We start from the raw sequence: 19,791 nt of genomic DNA, 5'->3' as shown, positions 1-19,791 counted from the left end.
TCTGGCTCTCGCCGCTCTCGCTGTGGTGCCACAGGATGTCGTGACTGTCCATCGCCACCCGCCTCGTCCTTGAAGCTGTTGTGGTCGGCAGCGGCTGGATGCGCCGCTACCCGAATCATCTGTCCACGGAGAACCGCCGTCAACGACCTGCCCGCACCGACCCTTGCTCACCAGTACGGCAGCGCGGACGGGTGCGACGGCTGCTGCGGCAGCAACCTGCAGCACGGTGCCCGCGTCCTCGTGCCAGTCGGGGACCGCCGTGTCATCGTTCCGGCGTCGCCGACGCTCCACAAGGCCCTGTGCTGGTCCTCGCGGCACGAGGTCCCGGGTGCGAGTCCCGTTGGCACCAGCCAGCCGCTCCACGTCCCCGGTTCGCGCGTCCGTCGAGGCGGGCCCCGCCCACCGCCGGCCCTGACGTCGGGCGGGTCCTCCGCGCCACGGCAGAGATCAGAACACCCCCGGGGGCAGAGGCGCGGCCGTCGCCGCGGCTCGATGATCGTCGACGAGACCCCGGGGACCGGGTGACGCGCTCTCCACCCCTGCGCTCGTCCGGCCCCCCTCCCCACTCAGGAGGCCCGCCATGACACCGCGACGATTCCCGCTCACCGACCTGCCCTGGCCCCTCATGCTGACCCTGGTGGCCATCGGGCTGCCCCGCACGGTGCTCGCCGACCTCGACGTGGTCGCCCCGGAGAGCTCGGCGTTGTACTACGTGCTCGCCCTCGGCCCGTTCGTGGTCTGGCTCGCGGTCGCCGTGCTGCGTCCGTCCCGCAGACCCGTGCGGAACTTCCTGGTCCTGGGTCTGCTCTACGGGCTCTCGCTGGTGCTGGTCCACCAGCTGCTGTGGACCGCACCCGGCTCGCAGCACAGCATCCCCCGGGCCGCGCTCGACCTCGCCAGCGGCTTCCAGCCCGGCCTGCGGGAGCTGGTGGTCCGGCTCTGCAGCGCGGTGGTCGGGCTGGGCACGGGTGCGGTGACGGCGGTCGTCGCCGTGGTCGCCGGGGTCGCCCGGGGCGGGCGCAGCCGTCAGCCGTGGAGGGTGGGCCGGTAGACGAGCTCCTGGATGCGGCCGTCGAGCGTGCGCTGCTCGAGGAGCTCGAGGTCGAAGTCGGCGGCACCGCCGAACACCGGAGCGGTCCCGGTGCGGCCGCTGATCACGGGGAAGATGGTCACCTGGAGGCGGTCGACGAGGCCGGCGGCCATCAGCGCCCGGTTCAGCGACAGGCTGCCGTGGGACCGCAACGGCACCTCCGACTCCTCCTTCAGCCGCCTCACCACCTCGACGGCGTCACCGCCGACGACGGTGGCGTCCGGCCACGCCAGCGGACCCCGCAGGGTGGACGACACGACGGTCGTCGGTGAGTACTTGATCCTGGTGTTCACCGGGTCCTCGGAGTGGGACTCGGGGGTGATCGAGGCCAGGTGCTGCGTGAACTCGCGGAAGGTGCTGGCCCCCAGCACCAGCCGCAGGTCCTGGCTGTACTGGGCGAGACGGTGCGCCAGGAACTCCGGGCCCTGCTTGCCCCAGTAGCCGCCCCAGTCGCCCTCGGCCCCGTAGGAGCCGAACCCGTCCAGGGTGGAGAACACGTCGAAGGTGTACGTCGCGGTCATGGCTCTCCTCGTAGCGGCTCGAGCGACGGCTGCCCGAGTCGGGGCCGCGCTCCAGCGGTCCGGTCGACCGGGTCCGGCCGACCTCTACGAGCGAACCACCGCCCGACCGTCGCGGCGTCCGCTCCCGGGCAGAGATCCGCGCACGACCACAGGCAGAGATCCGGACCGGCCGCGGGCCTCGTGACGCGCGGCCCACGAGAATCGGGTCGTGGAGCGGACGCTGCAGAAGAGGATCGAGGTCACCGACAGCTGGATCACCGTCGACGTCTACGGAGAGCCCGACGGTGCGGCGATCGTGATGATCCCCGGCGTGATGAGCAAGGCCTCGGTCTGGCGTCACGTCGCGGGCGCGCTCACCGGCTGGCAGACGGTGGCGGTGGTGAACCGCCGGGGACGGCACCCGTCCGGCCCGTTGGGGCCCGGCTACTCCCTCGGCACCGAGGTGGCCGACGCGGCCGCGGTGCTCGCCGGCTTCGGCGACGTCCGCACGCTCTTCGGCTGGAGCTACGGCGGGCTGATCGCCCTGCGGCTGGCGAGCACGCACCCGCTGCCGCACGTCATCGCCTACGAGCCGGTCATCCGGCCCTTCGCGGCGCACGCGCTCGACGACCTGCGCCGGGCCTCCGAGGCCGACGACCCAGACGCGACCGTCGAGATCGTGATGCGCCAGGTGTCCGGCATGGACGCGGCGGCGGTCGAGCGGCTCCGCATGGACGACGCCGCCTGGCAGGCCCTGCGGCGGCTCGGCGTGCCGGTCTACCAGGAGACCCTGGCCATCGACCAGGCCGAGGCGGGGCCCGGGCTCGCGCGCGCCGCGGGCCGCGTCGACCTGGTGGTCGGCGGCCTCGACCGGGGCCTGCCCCCGTACGGCACGTCCTTCGACGACGTCTGCCGGGCGGTCCCGGGCGCCGCCGTCCACGAGCTCCCCGGGCAGGGGCACATGGCCCACCTCGAGGCGCCGCGCGAGCTGGCCGCGCTGGTCGACCGGCTGGGCGGACCCGCTGCGTCAGGCTGACGGCCCGACGCAGCGGGCACGCGGTCAGGCGTCCGGGTGGCGGGTGCGACCCTGCTCGTCCTCGACGCTGGCCTCGATCTCGTCGGTGGTCAGCACGTGGGCGTCCGACGGGGCGGCACCCACCGGCGGCTGGCTGGTCGGCAGGTCGGTGACGGTGGGCTCGGCCACGATCGGGCCGGTCTCCTCAACGACCTCGACGTCAGGCGTGGACTCCACGTCGGTGTCGCCGCTCTTGCTGCGGGAGGCGGCCACCCCGGCCGCGGCCGCGGCGGCGACACCGAGCCCGGCGGCGACGGCCTTGCCCGACACCCCGGCCTTGCCGCTGTCACCGCGGGTCTCCTGGGCCTCCTCCACCCCGGGCGCGCCGATGGTGGAGCCCTCGGCGACCGAGCCGCGCCAGGCGCCGCTGGCGTAGCCCTCGTCCTCGATGAACGCCTTGAACCGCTCCAGGTCGGCCTCGGCGCGGTTCTCCACCACGTTCAGCTTGTCGCCGACCTTCTCGACCAGGCCCTCGGGCTCGTACTCCAGCGACAGGTGCACCTTGGTCTGCCCGCCGCCGACGTCCTCGAAGGTGACCGCACCGGCGTTGGTCGCTCCCTGGGTCGCGGCCCAGGCGATCTTGCTGTCCGGCACCTGCTCCAGGATCTGCGCCTCCCACTCCCGGCGCACCCCGGCGATCTCGGCCACCCACAGCAGCCGGTCGTCCTCGAGCTGGGTGACCTTCGAGATCCCACCCATGAAGCGGGGGAACTCCTCGAACTGGGTCCACTGGTTGTACGCGATGCTGACCGGCACGTTCACCATGACCGACTTCTCAACCTTCGTAACCACGGGTTCTCCTTCGACGAGACAGAGGTCGGGGCGGGGCGCTTCGTGATCCCCTGGACCTGGACCTTTCCCAGGGGCGGCGGCACCAAACCCCCGCTCCGCCGCGGCCCGGGGCCCCGCTGGGGCGTGCCGTAGGCTCGACAGGACCCGTCAAGCAGGCGAGAAGAGGTGTGGTGAGCGAGCCCGGGAGCCTGATCGCAGGCCGCTACCGCCTCCTCGAGATGGTGGGCAGCGGCGGCATGGGCGTCGTCTGGCGGGCCTGGGACGAGCGGCTGCAGCGGGAGGTCGCGGTCAAGCAGCTGCGCCCCCTCGCCGGGCTCAGCGACGAGGAGACCACCCTCGCCAACGACCGGGCCATGCGGGAGGCGCGGATCACCGCCCGGCTGCACCACCGCCACGCGGTCTCGGTGTTCGACGTGGTCGACGACGACGGCCGCCCCTGCCTGGTGATGCAGTTCCTCGCCTCCACCACGCTGGCCGAGGTGCTCCGCGACCACGGCCCGCTGCCGCCCGGTGAGGTGGCCCACCTGGGCACCCGCGTCGCCTCGGCGCTGGCCGCCGCCCACGACCTCGGGATCATCCACCGCGACGTGAAGCCCGGCAACGTCCTGCTGGGCGACGACGGCAGCACGCTGATCAGCGACTTCGGCATCTCGCGGGCGCTGGACGACATCTCCCTCACCAGCACCGGGATGGTCCACGGCACCCCCGCCTACCTGGCGCCGGAGGTGGCGCGCGGCGAGGAGGCCACCTACGCCTCCGACGTCTTCTGCCTCGGCGCGACGCTGTACGCCGCGCTCGAGGGGGCGCCGCCGTTCGGCAACGACGCCAACTCGATCGCCCTGCTGCACCGGGTCGCCTCCGGCAGCATCCAGCCGCCGCGGCAGAGCGGCCCGCTCACCCCGCTGCTGCTGCGGATGCTGGCCCGCGACCCGGCGGCCCGCCCGTCGATGGGCACGGTGGCCGGCGAGCTCGAGGCCCTCGCCCGCACCGAGAGCGGCGAGGCGGGGCGTCCCTCGGCCGGGTCGACCCCGCCGCTGCCGTTCGCCACCAGCGCGGCCGCCGCGTCGGTCGGCACCCCGGCGGACGCGCCGCAGCAGGCGGTGGCGGGCACCTCCGCCGCGGCCCCGCAGCCGCGCCCGGACACCTTCCGGATGGATCCCGCACCGCCCCCGCGGGCCGCCGCGCACCCGGCAGAAGACCACCGCGACGCGCCGGAGGACACCCCGCCGCGCAGGCGGCGCACCGGTCTGGCCGTGCTGGCCGTGCTCGTGGTGGTCGGCGCCCTGGCCGCCCTCCTCGTGCCGCAGCTGCTCGGGGACCGCGGCACGGTCGCCGACCCGCCCGTCTCCTCCAGCAGCGCCGAGCCGTCGGCCAGCGACGAACCCTCCGCCGACGACACCGCCACCGCCTCCGCGCCGCCGCCGTCCTCGGACGAGCAGGGCGACGACGAGCAGCAGGAGGAGGAGTCGAGCTCCCCAGCACCCTCCTCCGCCGAGCCGACGGACGAGGACGACGGCGGCGGTCCGAGCGAGCAGGAGCTGCGCGAGGCGATCACCGGCTACTACGCCCTGATGCCCGACCGCACCGACGACGCCTGGCCGCTGATGACGAGCAGCTACCAGAGCGACCACGCCGGCGGGCGCGAGGCCTACGAGGACTTCTGGGCCGAGATCGAGCGGGTCGAGGCCAGCGACGTGACGGCCGAGCCGCCGGACCGGGCGCAGGCCACGCTGACCTACTACTACGAGGACGGCGGCAGCGAGACCGAGGTGACCGCCTTCGAGCTGGTCGAGGAGGAGGGCGTCCTCAAGATCGCCGCCTCGTCGGTGCTCAGCAGCCGCTGACCGGCCCGCGGATCAGCCGGTCCAACCCATCCGCCACGCCCCGGTGGCCTCCACGGTGGCGTCGTGCACCAGTGTCAGCAGCTGCTCCACCGACTCCGCCTGCAGGAACCCCAGCTGGTCGAGCTCGGGAACCGGGCTGATCCCGGCCAGCTGCCAGCTCGCCTCCAGCGGGTCGTCGGACAGCACCACGTCGGGGTCGAAGGGCGGCTCGGCGTACTCGCTGGCCACCGCCAGGCTGCGGCGGACCACCTCCTCGACCCGCTCGCGCAGCGGAGCGAGCCCGGGGTCCCAGCGCAGCGGCTCGAGCAGCCGCACCTCCGCCCGCGGGTAGGGGTCGTCCTCGAGCCATCGCTCCACCACGAACCGGTCGGTCCCCACCGCGGTGATGCCGATGGTGGTGGCGCCGCGGGCGGCGTCCACCACGTGGGCCAGCGTGCCGACGTCGAAGCGCTCGTCGCCGCCGCCGACCTCCTGCCCGCGCTCGATCAGCACCACCCCGAAGACCAGCTCGCCGCTGTCGACCAGGTCGGTCACCATGTCGAGGTAGCGGGGCTCGAACAGCCGCAGCGCGAGCGGCAGGTGCGGCAGCAGCACCGTGCCCAGCGGGAACATCGGCAGCTCCACGGCGGCCTCCTCGGGCGGGGCTACCAGCGTCTCACGGGCGTTCCCACGGCCCTCCGCCGAGGGGTGTCGGCGGCGGTCACTACGGTGTCGCCATGACGACCTTCGCCGTGGTGGGTGCCGGCTGGCGCGCCGGGTTCTTCTGGCGGGCCGCCGCCGGGCTGGACGGCCTGGACTGCGTCGGCGCCGTGGTGCGGACGCCCCGGGAGCTGCCGGTGCCGACCTTCGGCACGCTGCAGGAGTGCCTCTCGGCCGCCCGGCCGGACTTCGTCGTCACCTCCACCCCCTGGCCGGTGACGCCGGAGGTGATCCGCGAGGCGGTCGGGCACGGCCTGCCGGTGCTGGCCGAGACCCCGCCAGCCCCTGACCTCGAGGGGCTGCGCGCGCTGTGGTCCGACGTCGGCGAGTCTGGTCTGGTCCAGGTCGCCGAGCAGTACCTGCTGATGCCCTCCCACGCCGCCCGGCTGGCGCTCGTCCGCTCCGGCGCCATCGGCACCCCCGGCCAGGTCCAGGTCTCCTCGACGCACCAGTACCACGCGGTGTCGATGATGCGCGGCTTCCTCGGCGTGGGACGGGGGCCGGTGACCGTCCGCGCCACCCGCACCACCGCACCGCTGGTGGACCCGCTGGTCCGCGACGCCTGGAGCGGCGACGACACCGCCCACGACGCCGGGACAGTGCTCGCCACCGTCGACTTCGGCGACGGCCGCTCCGGGCTGTACGACTTCACCGACAACCAGTGGCACAACCAGCTGCGCTTCCGCCGGCTGCTGGTGCGGGGCAGCCACGGCGAGCTGATGGACGACGAGGTGGTCCGGCTGGCCGCACCCGAGACGATCCTGCGCTCCCGGATCACCCGCTACACCAGCGGCCGCGACCTCGACCTGGACGGCTTCGACACCGAGCACCTCAGCTGGGAGGGGCAGGTGCTGTACCGCAACCCCTACCGCGGCCGGCGCTGGATGGACGAGGAGATCGCCATCGCGACCCTGCTGGAGCAGACGGCGGCCTGGGTCCGCGGCGAGGGCGAGCCGCCCTACCCGCTGGCCGACGGCATCTTCGACCACCGGGTGGCGCTGGCGGTCGAGGAGGCCCTGGCCACCGACCGGACCGTCCGCACCGGCGCCGAGCCCTGGGACGGCTGAGGCCCGCTCACCCGGCGGCGAGGCAGAACTCGTTGCCCTGCGGGTCGGTGAGCACGGTCCAGCCGTCGAGACGCTGCTGCACCGTGGCGCCGAGCCCTACCAGGCGGGCTGTCTCGGCCTCCAGGTCGGCGGCGAGCAGGTCGAGGTGCACCCGGTTCTTCACCGTCTTCGGCTCCGGCACCGCGGTGCACCAGATCCGCGGTCCGGTGCCGGCGGGGACGAGCAGCACCGAGGGGTCGTCCTCGGGGCCGTCGATGCCGGCCGCGGCCAGCCGGGCCAGCTCCTCGTCGTCGTAGGGCGCCACGGAGTAGTCGTCCAGGGCGGCGGCCCAGAACCGGGCCAGGGTGGCGGCGTGCGCCGCGTCGAAGACCACGTCGTGCAGCCGGGCCACGGATCCTCCTCGGTGTCCGGGGTGGAGCGGCTCCCCGGTCGCTCCTGCTGCCCACAGTAGGGTGAGGGCCGGTCGAGGAGGAGGACGCGATGCGCGCGGTACGGCTGCACGGCACCGGGGACGTCAGGCTGCACGAGGAGCCGGACACCCGGCCCGGTGAGGGCGAGAGCCTGGTGCGCGTGCACGCGGTCGGGCTCTGCGGCTCCGACCTGCACTGGTTCGCCGACGGCGGCATCGGCGACGCCCGCATCGCCGACCCGGTGGTGCCCGGCCACGAGTTCTTCGGCACCGCGCTGACCGGCGCCTACGCCGGCCGGCGGGTCGTGGTCGACCCGGCGATCTCGTGCCTGGAGTGCGAGTACTGCTTCCGCGGCGACCACAACCTGTGCGAGCGGATCATCTTCGCCGGCCACGGCACCCGCGACGGCGGCATGCAGGACCTGATCTCCTGGCCCGACCGGTCGCTGACCCCGCTGCCGGACTCGATCGACGACACCCAGGCCGTCGCGCTGGAGCCGCTGGGGGTGGCCATCCACGCCGTGGACCTGTCCCACCTCAAGCCCGGGATGCGGATCGGGGTGGTGGGCGCCGGCCCGATCGGGCTGTTCATCCTGCAGCTGGCCCGCAACGCCAACGCCGCCGAGGTCGTCGTGGTCGAGCCGCGCGAGCACCGGCGTCGGCTCGCCACCCGGCTCGGCGCCGACGTCGCCGTGGCCCCCGGCGACGTCCAGGACCACGCCTCGCGCTGCGACCTGGTCTTCGAGGTCAACGGCAACCCCGACGCCGTCGCGGAGGCCATCACGCTGGCCCGCGCGGGCTCCCGGGTGGTGCTGGTCGGCATCCCCGACGAGGACCAGACCACGTTCTCGGCCTCCCAGGCCCGCCGCAAGGGGCTCACCCTGGTCTGCGTGCGGCGCATGAAGGAGGTCTACGAGCGCGCCATCGCGCTGGTGGAGCGCGGCCACGTCGACGCCGCCGCGGTGGTCAGCGACGTGTTTCCCCTCGAGCAGGCCGAGGCCGCCTTCCGCTCCGGCGTGGCCCGGGAGGGGCACAAGGTCGTGGTGAAGCTCAGCGACTCCGACGCACCGGGGTCGCGTCCGCTGCAGGTCCGCTGAGGAACTCGCTGCTCGTCACTCCCGTCACAGGGGAATACGGCGTTCGTCCCCGACGACCACCGGCGGGCATTTCGGCGCGCCTGTCCCGATCTCACAGAGGGTCGACCTGTCTCTCAACCTCAGGTCGAGTTCCGGGCGCGCATGATCGTCGGCGAAAAGGCCTTGTGAAAGGCCATTCCGCGGCGTGTCGCCCAGTCGTGACCAAATCGTCACCATCGGCGAATTGCCCGGCGCTCAGCGAATTCATACGGTGACCCGGCGACCCACCAGGGGCGCTTCGACCGACCCTGCCGAAAGCATCGCCGTGACCACTCCCCCGAACCGGCCACGACGCGCCCAGACCTGTCTGGTCGCCGTCACCGCCACCGCCCTCACCGCCACCATCGCCCTGTCCGCGCCCGTCGTCGCCGACGCCGAGACCGGCTCCACCCGGACCACCGTGGTCGAGGAGGCGCTGTCGACCAGCGCCGTCAGCACCCGCTCCGCGGGCGCGGCCCGGACGTGGACCTACCGCGACAGCAGCACCAAGCCCTTCACCACCCTCGGGGTCAGCTGGGCCGCCGACGCGACCGCCGACCCGACCGTGGAGTTCCGCACCCGCACCGACGGCCGCTGGACCGCCTGGAGCACCGCCGCCGAGACCGCGGCCACCCCGGCCGAGGCCGAGCGCTCCGGCACCGACCCGGTCTACGTGGGCGAGTCCGACGGCGTGGAGGTGCGGCTGACCACCAGCAGCGGCGAGCAGGTCGTCGACCCCACCGTGACCCTCATCGACCCGGGCAGCGCGCCCACGCCGGCGCCCGCCGCGACCATGTCGACCCGGGCCTCGGCCGGCGCCTACAAGCCGCCGCGCCCGGCGCTCATCACCCGCGCCCAGTGGGGCGCGGACGAGTCGTGGCGCTGCGGCACCAACCGCCTGACCTCCACCGTGCAGGCCGCCATCGTCCACCACACCGCCGGGGTGAACAGCTACACCAAGGCGGAGTCGGCCGGCATCGTCCGCGGCATCTACGCCTACCACACCAAGACCCTGGGCTGGTGCGACGTCGGCTACAACGTGCTGGTCGACAAGTACGGCCAGATCTTCGAGGGTCGCGCCGGCGGGCTCGACAAGCCGGTGCTCGGCGCCCACGCCACCAGCTGGAACACCGACACCGTCGGCGTCTCCTTCATGGGCAACTACGAGACCGCGGCCGCCCCGGCCGTGATGCTCGAGGCCGGCGCGCAGGTGATCGCCTACAAGTTCGGCATCTACGGCCGCGACCCGAAGTCGCGGGTCACCCTGGCCGGCAAGACCATCTACCGGATCTCCGGCCACGGCGACGTCATGCAGACCGCCTGCCCCGGCGTGAACGTCCGCTCCAAGCTGTCCTGGATGCGGGACCGGGTCGCCACCTTGATGAAGACCCCGACGACCACCAGCCCGGCGCCGGCGACCCCGGCCACCACGGCCATCGGCCAGCGCTGGCAGTCCCTCGGCGGCGGCAGCAGCTACCTCGGCTGGCCGATCGACGTGGAGAAGAAGATCGGCGACGGCACCTGGCGCGAGTTCCGGGCCTACGACATGTTCGACTCCCCGCGGACCGACCCGTTCTGGACCACCGGCAGCATCCGCACCCGCTACCGCGCGCTGGGCACGGCCACCGGCGTCCTCGGCTTCCCCACCAGCGACCAGCGCAGCGGCTGGCCGGTGAGCGGCGCCTCCGGCAACACCTTCGAGAAGGGCGCGATCGTCTCCTCCAAGACCGGTGGCACCCGCGCCATCACCGGCGCCTTCTGGACCACGTACTCCGCCGACAGCGGACTGCGCAGCCGGATCAGCGTGCCGTGGAGCGAGGCGAAGGTGTCCGGCTTCGGCACCCTGTCGCAGACGTTCAAGTACGGGCGGCTGTTCGAGAACAAGGGCATCAAGGTGATGGAGGGCCAGATCTACGCGCACTGGTCCAAGCAGTCCACCTCGACCAAGCTCGCCCTGGGCCAGCCCAGCGCCAACGCCGTGAGCGTCACCTCGAGCACCGGCACCAAGGCCACCCTGCAGACGCTGACCAAGTCGACGTACGTCGTCAGCGGCGGCAAGGTCAAGGTGGTCAAGGGCGGCGTCCTCACCGCCTGGAAGGGCTTCGGCGGCGAGAAGGGCAAGCTCGGCCTGCCGACCGGTGACCAGACCACGGTCTCCGGCGGCGTCAAGCAGAACTTCGAGAAGGGCTCCATCTCGGTGGTCAACGGCGAGACGATCATCCGCTACCGCTGACGGCACCGGCCCGGCACCCCGGCCCGCGCCACCCGCTCCACAGCCCGCCCGTCACCTCCACAGCCCCTCCACCGGCTGTGGAGGTGACGGAACGGCTGTGAGGCGCGGCGCGGACGGCTGTGAAGCGACGGGCCGCAGGCCAGGGTCACTCCGGCTCGGCGTGACCGGCGGTGACGATGTCGTGCTCGGCCGCCCACCGGGCGAGGTCCTGCCGGCCGATGGCGGCGGCCATCAGGTCGGGGAAGACGTCGGGGGTGCAGGCGAAGGCCGGCACCCCGAGGGCGGCCAGCGCCTGGGCGTGCTCCCGGTCGTAGTAGGGGGCGCCGTCGTCGCTGAGGGCCAGCAGCACGACCACCACCACGCCGGAGTCGTGCAGCTGGCGCACGCGGCGCAGCATCTCCTCGGCGATCCCGCCCTCGAGCAGGTCGCTGAGCAGCACCAGCACCGTCTCCTCCGGCCGCTCGACGAGGGTCTGGCAGTAGGCCAGCGCCCGGTTGATGTCGGTGCCGCCGCCGAGCTGGACGCCGAACAGCACGTCGACCGGGTCGTCCAGCTCGTCGGTCAGGTCGACCACCTCGGTGTCGAAGACCACCAGGGTCGTGCGCACCGACCGCAACGACGCCAGCACGGCGCCGAAGACGCCGGACCACACGATGGAGCTCGCCATCGACCCGGACTGGTCGATGCAGAGGACGACGTGGCGCTCGAGCTGGCTGCGGCGTCGGGCGTGGCCGACCAGCCGCTCGGGGACCACCGTGCGCTCCTCGGGCAGCCAGTGACGCAGGTTGGCCGCGATCGTGCGGCCCCAGTCGATGTCGCCCGGCCGTGGCCGGCTGGTGCGCCGCGCCCGGTCCAGCGCCCCGTTCACCGCCTGCGCCAGCTGCCGGCCGAGCCGTTCCTGCAGCTGGTCGGTCACCGTCCGCACCACCTGCCGGGCCGCCTCCCTCGACGAGTCCGGGATGGCGCCCCGCAGACCCATCAGGGTGGCCACCAGGTTGACGTCGGGCTCCACCGAGGCCAGCGTCTCCGGCTCGGTCAGCAGCCGCTGCAGCCCGAGCCGGTCCATGGCGTCGGCCTGCATCACCTGCACCACCTTGGACGGGAAGTGGCTGCGGATGTCGCCCAGCCAGCGGGCCACCGAGGGCGCGGAGCGCGCCAGGCTGCCGGGGCCGCGGGCGTCGGCGTCGTAGAGCTCGGTCAGCGCACGGTCGCGCACCAGGTCCTCGCCCTCCAGCTCGACGCCGAGGTCGCCGCCCTCGCCACCCAGCACGAGCCGCCACCGCCGGCGACGGTCCTCCTCCTCGTCCCCGCTCATGCGTCCTCCCCGGTCAGACCCAGCAGCCGGGCCAGCGCCTGCACCGCCGGGTCGGCGCGCACCGGGTCGTAGCCGGCCGCGGCCCGCGCCGGCTCGGCGTCACGGTGCAGCACCTGGCCGATGGTGCGGCGCTCCGCCGGGGCGAAGCCGGCGAAGGTCCGGCGCAGCAGCGGCAGCAGCGCCTCGAAGGTCTCCGCCCCGACCCCGGCCACCCAGGCGTCGACGAGCTCCAGCAGCGTCGGCTCGTGGACCAGCAGCAGGGCGTCCCCGGCCAGCAGGCCGTCCAGGAAGCCGGCGGCGCGGGTGGGGTCCGCTCCCAGCGAGAGCCAGCGCGAGAGCCGGGTCTGCACCACCTCGGTGGGCAGCGCGCCGGCGTCCAGCAGCATCCGGTTGGCCCTGCCGACCACGGCCCCGTGCAGCCCCTCGTCGTCGGCCACCGCCGTCAGCGCCTGGCGCCAGGTGGTGAGCATGTCGGCGTCGTCGAGCAGGATGAGCCCGGCCTCGGCCGACTCCACCACCTGCCGGGCGCGGGCGGCGGCGTCGTCGTCCAGCGCCGAGCAGGCGGCCCGCAGCCCGACGCTGGCCCGACGCACCACGGTCAGCAGCACCCGACCCACCTGCGCGGTGTCGACGCCGCGGACGTCGCCGTAGCGCCGGGTGCGGGCCATCGGCTCCACCGACCCCAGCAGGGTGAGCACGTCCTGCTGCTGGGCGGCCTGCTCGTCCAGGGCCGACACCACCGTCGCCAGGGCGTCGTCGAGCTCGGCCAGCAGGCACTGCTCGACCAGGCCGGCGAGCTGGGTCAGGTCCTCCGCCGTCCGCGCCCGTTCCCGCAGCTTGCCGGCCGCGGCCTGGGCCACCGTGTTGCCGTACAGCCCGGACTCGACCAGGGCGACCGTCAGCTCCGGCTGCCAGCGCAGCTGCCAGGCCTCCTTGAAGGTGCCGGTGCTGGCGCCGGCCTCCACCGGGGTGGCCCAGCGGACGCCGAGGACGCCGAGGCGGTGGAACAGCACCGAGCGGGCGCGGCCGGAGTCCTGTCGCAGGTCGAGCTCGAGCACCTTGGGCTCGGTCGAGACCCGCAGCCGCAGCGACCGCTGCGCCCGGGCCAGGTCGGCGGCCACCGGCGCCATCGGCGTCGACGGCGGCACCTGACCCAGCTCGTCACCGACCACCAGCTGCTCGACGACCAGCCGGAGCGGGACCTCCGAGCCGTCGGTGAGCACGGTACGGGTGGCGTCGAGCAACTCCTCCAGCCCGACGGAGGGACGGCCGCGCAGCACGGCGAGCGCGTCCGCCAGCCGGACCGCCTCGACGACCGAGGCGGGCGCGGCGGACAGGTCCTGCTCGCGCAGCGCCCGCGCCGTCCGCACCAGCCAGCTCGCGCTGGCCGAGTCGGCGACCACCGTGCCGTGACCGGCGCCCGCCGCCGGGGTCTCCGAGCCGCTGCGGGCGTCGGTGTGCTGCCAGTGCTCGAAGAGGTGCTGGTACCACCCGGGGGACCACACCCCGGCCCCGTAGCCGCTCGCCCGGGTCAGCCGGCCGGTGCTCCAGGGCACCCAGGTGGCGGCGACCTTGGCCCGCGGCAGCCGCACCAGCAGCCGCGAGTCGGCCGCGGCCGGCCGACCGGTGGGGTCGACGGCCGGTGCGTGGTAGGCGCCGCAGACGAACGCGACCCGGCGTCGTCCGGCCCTCCACTCCGCGCGCACGGCCTGCCGCATCGCCGCCTCGCGCCGGGCGTTCTCGAGCAGCCAGCGGGGAGCGCTCTCCTCGGGCCTGGTCGCGGCGGGGTCGGCGCCCTCACGCACCGCGGTGACGGCCTCGGCGACCAGGGCGAAGCGGTCGAGCGAGCTGTCGGCGCGGTGCTCGACCGCGTCCTCCCACCAGCGCTCCGGGTCGTCGTAGCCGGCTGCGGTGGCGAGCTCGGCCAGCAGGTCGGGCCGCCACCAGCGCGGCGTCCGGGCGGACCCGCGGTCCCCCGGCTCCTCGTCGGCCCGCTCCTCCCCCTCCGCCGCCGCCCGCTCCCGCTTCTCGGCGGTCCGCTCGCGCTCGAGGGCGAACGCGTGGGTGGCGGCCAGGTCGGCCATCCGCACCGGGACGCCGCGCCCCAGCGCCCAGCGCAGCGCCACCCACTCCGGGGAGAAGGAGGCCAGCGGGTAGAAGAACGCCCGGCTCGGCTCGTCGACGTCGTGCACCAGCCCGGCCACCGGCGGGACCATCGACTCCTCGGCCAGCAGCGGCAGCACCGGGTCGAGCTCGGGCACGCCCTCGACCAGCAGGCTGTCCGGCTGCAGCTCCTCCAGCGCCAGCAGCACCGACCGAGCCGAGCCCGGCCCGTGGTGGCGCACGCCCAGCGCCGTCACCCCGGCGGGCGCCTGCCCACCGGCCGCGACCGCCCCGGCCTCCTCGGCCCCGGCCTCCTCCTCCACCTCAGTCCAGCTCCCGGCACGCCCGGTACAGGTCGGCCCAGGCGGGACGGTCCTTCACCACGGTCTCCAGGTACTCCCGCCAGACCACCCGGTCCTGCACCGGGTCCTTGACGACCGCGCCGACCAGCCCGGCGGCGACGTCGGAGGCGCTGATGCGGCCGTCGCCGAAGTGGGCGGCGAGGGCGACCCCGTTGGTCATCACCGAGATGGCCTCGGCGGTGGACAGGGTGGCCGAGGGCGACTTCACGGTGGTCCGGCCGTCGAGGGTGACCCCGCCGCGCAGCTCGCGGAAGATGGTGACCACCCGCTCGATCTCGGTCATCGCCTCCAGCTCGGCCGGCAGCTCCAGCGCGTCGCCGAGCTGGCGCACCCGCTGGTCGACGATGCGGACCTCGTCGGCGAGCGAGTCCGGCAGCGGCAGCACCACCGTGTTGAACCGCCGCCGGAGCGCGGAGGACAGGTCGTTGACGCCCTTGTCGCGGTTGTTCGCGGTGGCCACCACGTTGAAGCCGCGGACGGCCTGCACCTCGGTGCCGAGCTCGGGCACCGGCAGCGTCTTCTCCGACAGGATCGAGATGAGGGCGTCCTGCACCTCGGCGGGCATCCGGGTGAGCTCCTCGATCCGCACCAGCGCGCCGGTCTCCATGGCGCGCATCACCGGGCTCGGCACCAGCGCGGCACGGCTCGGCCCCTCCGCCAGCAGCCGGGCGTAGTTCCAGCCGTAGCGCAGGGACTCCTCCTGGGTGCCCGCGGTGCCCTGCACCACCAGGGTCGAGGTGCCGGAGATGGCGGCGGCCAGGTGCTCCGACACCCAGCTCTTGGCCGTGCCGGGGACGCCGAGGAGCAGCAGCGCCCGGTCGGTGGCCAGCGAGGCCACCGCGATCTCCACCAGCCGGCGGGAGCCGACGTACTTGGGCGAGACGACCGTGCCGTCGGCCAGCGTGCCGCCCAGCAGGTAGGTGGTGACCGCCCAGGGCGACAGCCGCCACTGGGGCGGGCGCGGCCGGTCGTCGACGGCGGCCAGCGCGGCCAGCTCGGCGGCGTGCTGCTGCTCGGCGTGCGGGCGGACGGCGTCGGTCATCGGAAGGCCTCCCGGATGGAGTCGCTGGCGGACTGGTACTGCAGCACGTGCGCCACCAGGGTGGCGGTCTCCCTGGCCACCACGCGGTCGGTCAGCACCGCCCGCGCGGCGGGGTGCAGCCGGGTGGCCAGCACCTCGACCGGGAGCGCGCCGGTGCCGGCCTCGGCGCGGGCGAGCAGGTCCAGCACGGTCCGGCTGAGCTCCTCGCCCCAAGGTCCCGGTACGTGCAGCAGCGCCTCCGCGCCGACCTGCCGGGCCGCCAGGGTGCCGCGGCGCCGGCCGGCGGTGGCGGCCGAGCGGGCGGTGTCGGCGCGCAGCCGCTGCAGCGCGTGGCGCTCGCGCTGCTCGGCCGGCACCAGGGCGAGCCAGCTGGCGGGCGGGCGGTCGACGAGCTCCCACAGCGCGGTGGCCCAGCCGGCGTCCTGCTGCAGCCCGGTGGCCTCGACCAGCCCCTGCCGGACGGCGGGCTCGGTCACCGCCCGCCAGACCTCGGCCGGCCCGACGCCGAGCTGCTCGGTCCACCACGACAGCGGCGTGCCGGCGGTGAGCTGGGTGAGCCAGTGGTCGGTGCGCGAGCCGCTGGTGGGTTCGTCGAGGCCGTCGCGGACGCCGGACTCGTCGGGTTCGCCGGGCCGGGCCACCTCCACCAGGGGCAGCGCCGAGCGCAGCCGGGCCAGACCCCGTGCTCGGTGGACGGTGACGAGGGCGGCCAGCCGTTCGGTCATCCGTCGCGCACGCCGGGAGCCGGGCAGCCGGCCGAGCGCGGCCACCGCGGCGGCCCGGACGGTCGACGACGGGTCGTCGAGGGCGCGCTCCAGCAGGTCGGCGTCACCGGGGTGCGGCTGCTCGGCCAGCACCGCCAGCAGCGCGGCCCGCTCGCGGGCCCGGTCGGTCCCCCAGCTGCTCTCGACCAGCTCGCGGCCGTGGTCCGGATCGGCGGCGCGCTCGCGGCGCAGCACCGCCGGGCGCGCGCTCGCCGGCAGCCGCGCCCAGTCCTGCTCGCTGGTGGCCCCGGCCGGGTCCTCCTCCTCCGGGCCCTCGGGCAGCCGCCAGTCCGGGTTGGCGGCGGCGAGCCAGCGCAGCCGCGCGGAGTCCACGCGGGCCAGCGCGGCACGCACCGATCGGTCGCGGGTGGCGCGGTCGAGCAGGGCGGGCAGCCGGGCGGCGTCGGGAACCAGCCGGTGCTCGGCGCACGCGCCCAGCCACTGCCGCAGCAGCGGCGCGACCAGCACGGCCGGGACCGGCGGCTGCTCGAGCAGCAGCCGCAGCAGCTGGTCGGCCTCCGCGGGTGCGAGCGGGTGCCGCTCGGGCGGCGCCGGCGCCGCCGGGCTGTCCGGCGAGGGCGTCAGCCCGGCCCGCACCGCCGCCTGCCAGAGCGCGGCGCTGTCCAGCAGCCGCTGCTCGCTGCGGTCGGTGTCGGGCAGCGGCCAGCCGGCCGGCGGGGGCGGCGGTGGGCGCCTCGAGGTGCCGACCAGGGCGGCGGAGACGAGGGCCGCCTGCCAGCCGGTGTGGTCGCCGGCGCTCACACGACCACCGCCGCTCCCGCGGGCAGACCGGTGACGGCGGGCGCCCCGGTGACGGTGAGGGGGCGCAGCGCCGCGCCGGTGAGCTCGGCCACGAGGTCGACCGGGTGGCCGCCGGTGCGGGCGGCGAGGGACCAGACGTCGGCGTCCCCGGTCAGCGGCAGCGACCACCCCTCGCGGTCGACCAGCCGGGCCGGCGGGTCGGTGCGGAGGGCGACGCCGGCCAGGTGCACGAGGCACACGGTCAGCCAGGGCTGGTGCACCAGCAGGTCCGCCCGCTGCTGCAGCGCCTCGGCCAGCGTCCGCGGCGTCGGCCAGGGCACCGGGGTGTCGGCCGGGCGCGGCTCGTCGAGGAGCAGCCCACGCCGCGGGCGGTGGCCGGGGTAGCAGGCCAGCGTGGCGGTCAGCGACGCCCCGGTGGTCTGCGGCAGCGGCAGCCCGGCGCCGCCGGCGGCGAAGTCGAGCAGCTGCACCGTCTCCCCCGTGCGGCGGCCGTGCAGCCAGGTCCGCTGCTGCTGCAGCCGGCCGTCGTCGCTGCGGTGGGTGCCGAGCACCAGCCAGTCGTCGGCGGTGGCCGGACCGGCGCGGACCTCGTCGCGGGGCACGGGCCAGCCCACCACGGTGCGCAGGTCGCCGAGCTGGTCGGCGTCCAGGTCGGTGCGTCGTCGCCAGGCCCGTACCACCGCCCACAGCCGGCCGGTGACCGCGAGCAGGTGCTCGCTCCAGTCCTCGCGCGAGACGACGTCGGAGCCGAGGTCGCGGACGGTCTGGGCCAGACCGGGCAGCTGGGCGTCGACGAGCCGCGCGCCGGCCTGGTCCCACCAGCTCCCAGGACGGGCGCGGGCCGCACCCAGACCGGTCCGGGCCAGGTCGCCCAGCCACAGCGCCAGCTCCTCCACGCCGGCGTCCATCAGCTGCAGCCGCCTCTGCAGCCGGGCGGCCTGCGCCTGCGGGTCCGGGGTGCGTCCGGGCGTGGCGACGCTCTCCCGCGCGCTGCGACGGGCCGACCACCCGACGGCGAAGTCGGCGACCTCGTCCCCGCCGGCCAGCGTCCCGCCGGGTTCGAGCGCCCCCTGCGACCAGAGCAGCAGCAGCGCGAGGGCGTGCTTGCAGGGGACCTTGCGGCTCGGGCACGTGCAGCGCCAGGCGGGGGCGACGAGGTCCACGCTCACCTGGTACGGCGTCCGTCCCGAGCCCTGGCACCGGCCCCACAGCAGCACCTCGTTGGCCCCGCAGCCCGACCAGGGGCCGGGGGTGGCCAGCTTGCGGGCAGCGGCGAGCACGGCGGTGTCGGGCGCAACCCGCTCGACCTGTGCCCTGCTCCACCGGTCCACGCCGAGAGCCTACGGTCAGCGGCCCCGCGGCCACCGCCGGCCGTGGTTGGGTGGGGCCATGAGCACCCTGTGGACGGTCCTGACCGCCCTCACCGCCGTCCTCGCCGCGGCCGCCGGAGGCGCGTTCCTCACCTTCTCGACCTTCGTGCCGGCCGGGCTGGACCGGCTGCCGGCGCGGGAGGCGATGGCGGCCATGCAGGGCGTCAACGTGGCCGCTCCCCGGTCGGCCTCGTTCATGGTGCTGCTCTTCGGCCCCGCCGTGCTCGGGGTCGTGCTGGCGGTGCAGGCGGTGCTGAGCTGGCAGGGCACGTCGTCGGCGCTGCTGCTCGCCGGCGCCCTGGTGCACGTGGTCGGCGTGGCGGGGACGACGGTCGTCTTCTCCGTGCCCCGCAACGACCGGCTGGCCGCGATGGACCCCGACCAGGACGCCGGGGCCTGGGCGGGCTGGCGGCGCAGCTGGGTGGCGGGCAACCACGTCCGCACGGTCAGCGGTCTGCTGGCCGGGGCGCTGCTGCTCGCCGCCCTGCTGTGAGCGGCCGGGACGCTCAGCCGCGGCCGAGGTGGCGCAGCAGGAACTCCACGGCCGCGGGGTAGGCGTCGAGCCGGTTCACCCGCTTGGCCAGCCCGTGGCCCTCGTCGGCGTACACCTTGAGCTCGTGGGGGATGCCCCGGGCGGCGAGCGCGGCGGTGATCTGCTCGGCCTCCGACAGCGGCACCCGGGGGTCGTTGGCGCCGTGGATGACGAACAGCGGCGCCCGCAGCTGGTCGAGGTAGGTGATCGGGGAGGCCCGCTCCAGCAGCTCGCGGTCCCGCTCCAGGCTGCCGTACTCGCGCTCGCGGTAGGCCCGCCGGTAGCCGGAGGTGTTCTCCAGGAAGGTGACCAGCGAGGAGATGCCGACGATGTCCACCCCGGCCGCCCACCGCCCGGGCTGCATGGTCGTGCCGGCCAGCACCATGTAGCCGCCGTAGGAACCACCCCACAGCGCCGACCGCTCCGGGTCGAGACCGAGGCCGGGGAGCCAGTCGTGCAGGGCGGCCAGGTCGGCCACCGAGTCCAGCCGCAGCTCGACGTCGTCGAGGCTGTACCAGCGCTTGCCGTAGCCGGTGGAGCCGCGCACGTTGGGGACCAGCACGGCGAACCCGCAGAGGGCCAGCGCCTGCACCACCGGGTTGAACAGCCGGGTGGCCATCGACTCCGGGCCGCCGTGCACCACCAGCACCGACGCCCCGGCGACCCCCGGGACCTCCACCGGCGGGCGGAACAGGAAGCAGGGCACGAGCTCGTCGT

At 75.0% G+C, this 19,791-nt stretch carries 17 protein-coding genes; 7 read left to right on the top strand and 10 right to left on the bottom strand.

The genetic code is table 11. The features are described from left to right. Positions 1-580: 580 nt before the first annotated feature. Positions 581-1,051: a hypothetical protein gene (locus GC722_RS01100; RefSeq protein WP_156607224.1), complete on the top strand. Its 471-nt coding sequence runs from the start codon at positions 581-583 to the stop codon at positions 1,049-1,051. Here GC722_RS01100 and GC722_RS01095 read toward each other — a convergent pair. Beyond that, positions 1,027-1,611, bottom strand: coding sequence for a dihydrofolate reductase family protein (locus GC722_RS01095; RefSeq protein WP_156607222.1), 585 nt, complete (start codon positions 1,609-1,611; stop codon positions 1,027-1,029). The genes GC722_RS01100 and GC722_RS01095 overlap by 25 nt on opposite strands. Before the next feature lie 208 nt (positions 1,612-1,819). Between GC722_RS01095 and GC722_RS01090 the strand changes: the two genes are divergently transcribed. After that, on the top strand, positions 1,820-2,626 hold the full coding sequence (locus tag GC722_RS01090; RefSeq protein WP_197429661.1) for an alpha/beta fold hydrolase: 807 nt from the start codon (positions 1,820-1,822) through the stop codon (positions 2,624-2,626). A 24-nt stretch (positions 2,627-2,650) separates the two neighbouring features. On the opposite strand, the gene GC722_RS01085 is transcribed toward GC722_RS01090, so the two are convergent. Beyond that, entirely contained in the window at positions 2,651-3,457 is an 807-nt protein-coding gene (locus tag GC722_RS01085) for an SRPBCC family protein (protein ID WP_331714263.1), read from the bottom strand. 170 nt (positions 3,458-3,627) lie between these two features. On the opposite strand from GC722_RS01085, the gene GC722_RS01080 reads away from it, so the two are divergent. Beyond that, entirely contained in the window at positions 3,628-5,301 is a 1,674-nt protein-coding gene (locus tag GC722_RS01080) for a serine/threonine-protein kinase (protein WP_156607220.1), read from the top strand. Between the two features lie 12 nt (positions 5,302-5,313). Here GC722_RS01080 and GC722_RS01075 read toward each other — a convergent pair whose 3' ends face one another. Beyond that, positions 5,314-5,925 carry an LON peptidase substrate-binding domain-containing protein gene (locus GC722_RS01075; RefSeq protein ID WP_197429660.1) on the bottom strand — a complete coding sequence of 204 codons (612 nt, stop codon included), beginning with the start codon at positions 5,923-5,925 and terminating at the stop codon, positions 5,314-5,316. A 92-nt stretch (positions 5,926-6,017) separates the two neighbouring features. On the opposite strand from GC722_RS01075, the gene GC722_RS01070 reads away from it, so the two are divergent. Then, positions 6,018-7,067: a Gfo/Idh/MocA family protein gene (locus tag GC722_RS01070; RefSeq protein WP_156607218.1), complete on the top strand. Its 1,050-nt coding sequence runs from the start codon at positions 6,018-6,020 to the stop codon at positions 7,065-7,067. A gap of 7 nt (positions 7,068-7,074) precedes the next feature. Here the strand turns inward: GC722_RS01070 and GC722_RS01065 are convergent, their stop codons facing one another. Then, positions 7,075-7,458 (bottom strand): VOC family protein, encoded by a 384-nt coding sequence (locus GC722_RS01065; RefSeq protein WP_331714262.1) that lies wholly within the window; start codon positions 7,456-7,458, stop codon positions 7,075-7,077. An 89-nt stretch (positions 7,459-7,547) separates the two neighbouring features. Here GC722_RS01065 and GC722_RS01060 point away from each other — a divergent pair, with 89 nt between their 5' ends. Continuing rightward, a complete protein-coding gene (locus GC722_RS01060) occupies positions 7,548-8,573 on the top strand; it encodes a zinc-dependent alcohol dehydrogenase (RefSeq protein ID WP_156607213.1) in 1,026 nt (341 codons plus the stop codon). Positions 8,574-8,877: 304 nt separating this feature from the next. Beyond that, a complete protein-coding gene (locus GC722_RS01055; RefSeq protein ID WP_156607211.1) occupies positions 8,878-10,824 on the top strand; it encodes an N-acetylmuramoyl-L-alanine amidase in 1,947 nt (648 codons plus the stop codon). 145 nt (positions 10,825-10,969) lie between these two features. Here the strand turns inward: GC722_RS01055 and GC722_RS01050 are convergent, their stop codons facing one another. The 5 genes from GC722_RS01050 to GC722_RS01030 are packed head-to-tail and all read right to left on the bottom strand — an operon-like array spanning position 10,970 to position 18,503. Continuing rightward, a complete protein-coding gene (locus tag GC722_RS01050; protein ID WP_156607209.1) occupies positions 10,970-12,139 on the bottom strand; it encodes a VWA domain-containing protein in 1,170 nt (389 codons plus the stop codon). Continuing rightward, on the bottom strand, positions 12,136-14,565 hold the full coding sequence (locus tag GC722_RS01045; protein WP_197429659.1) for a DUF5682 family protein: 2,430 nt from the start codon (positions 14,563-14,565) through the stop codon (positions 12,136-12,138). The genes GC722_RS01050 and GC722_RS01045 overlap by 4 nt, the downstream gene beginning before the upstream one ends. A 1-nt stretch (position 14,566) precedes the next feature. After that, the gene (locus GC722_RS01040) at positions 14,567-15,646 is read right to left on the bottom strand and encodes an ATP-binding protein (protein WP_156607207.1); all 1,080 of its coding nucleotides are present in this window, start codon (positions 15,644-15,646) and stop codon (positions 14,567-14,569) included. Further along, the gene (locus GC722_RS01035) at positions 15,643-17,172 is read right to left on the bottom strand and encodes a DUF5691 domain-containing protein (protein ID WP_156607205.1); all 1,530 of its coding nucleotides are present in this window, start codon (positions 17,170-17,172) and stop codon (positions 15,643-15,645) included. The genes GC722_RS01040 and GC722_RS01035 overlap by 4 nt, the downstream gene beginning before the upstream one ends. After that, positions 17,169-18,503: an SWIM zinc finger family protein gene (locus GC722_RS01030; RefSeq protein ID WP_197429658.1), complete on the bottom strand. Its 1,335-nt coding sequence runs from the start codon at positions 18,501-18,503 to the stop codon at positions 17,169-17,171. Before GC722_RS01030 ends, GC722_RS01035 begins: the two co-directional genes overlap by 4 nt. A 58-nt stretch (positions 18,504-18,561) precedes the next feature. On the opposite strand from GC722_RS01030, the gene GC722_RS01025 reads away from it, so the two are divergent. After that, a complete protein-coding gene (locus tag GC722_RS01025) occupies positions 18,562-19,035 on the top strand; it encodes an anthrone oxygenase family protein (protein WP_156607203.1) in 474 nt (157 codons plus the stop codon). Between the two features lie 13 nt (positions 19,036-19,048). Here the strand turns inward: GC722_RS01025 and GC722_RS01020 are convergent. Next, positions 19,049-19,791 (bottom strand): alpha/beta hydrolase family protein (locus GC722_RS01020; RefSeq protein ID WP_156607201.1); only part of this gene is annotated, 743 nt, incomplete at its 5' end.

It is taken from the genome of Auraticoccus cholistanensis (assembly GCF_009742705.1).
GTDB lineage: Bacteria > Actinomycetota > Actinomycetes > Propionibacteriales > Propionibacteriaceae > Auraticoccus > Auraticoccus cholistanensis.
This window is presented reverse-complemented; position numbering and strand designations above follow the sequence as displayed.

Excerpts from the sequence above, each read along its gene's own strand:
- GC722_RS01100 (WP_156607224.1), top strand. The coding sequence starts at position 581 with ATGACACCGCGACGATTCCCGCTCACCGACCTGCCCTGGCCCCTCATG.
- GC722_RS01095 (WP_156607222.1), bottom strand. The coding sequence starts at position 1,611 with ATGACCGCGACGTACACCTTCGACGTGTTCTCCACCCTGGACGGGTTC.
- GC722_RS01070 (WP_156607218.1), top strand. The coding sequence starts at position 6,018 with ATGACGACCTTCGCCGTGGTGGGTGCCGGCTGGCGCGCCGGGTTCTTC.
- GC722_RS01060 (WP_156607213.1), top strand. The coding sequence starts at position 7,548 with ATGCGCGCGGTACGGCTGCACGGCACCGGGGACGTCAGGCTGCACGAG.
- GC722_RS01050 (WP_156607209.1), bottom strand. The coding sequence starts at position 12,139 with ATGAGCGGGGACGAGGAGGAGGACCGTCGCCGGCGGTGGCGGCTCGTG.
- GC722_RS01040 (WP_156607207.1), bottom strand. The coding sequence starts at position 15,646 with ATGACCGACGCCGTCCGCCCGCACGCCGAGCAGCAGCACGCCGCCGAG.
- GC722_RS01025 (WP_156607203.1), top strand. The coding sequence starts at position 18,562 with ATGAGCACCCTGTGGACGGTCCTGACCGCCCTCACCGCCGTCCTCGCC.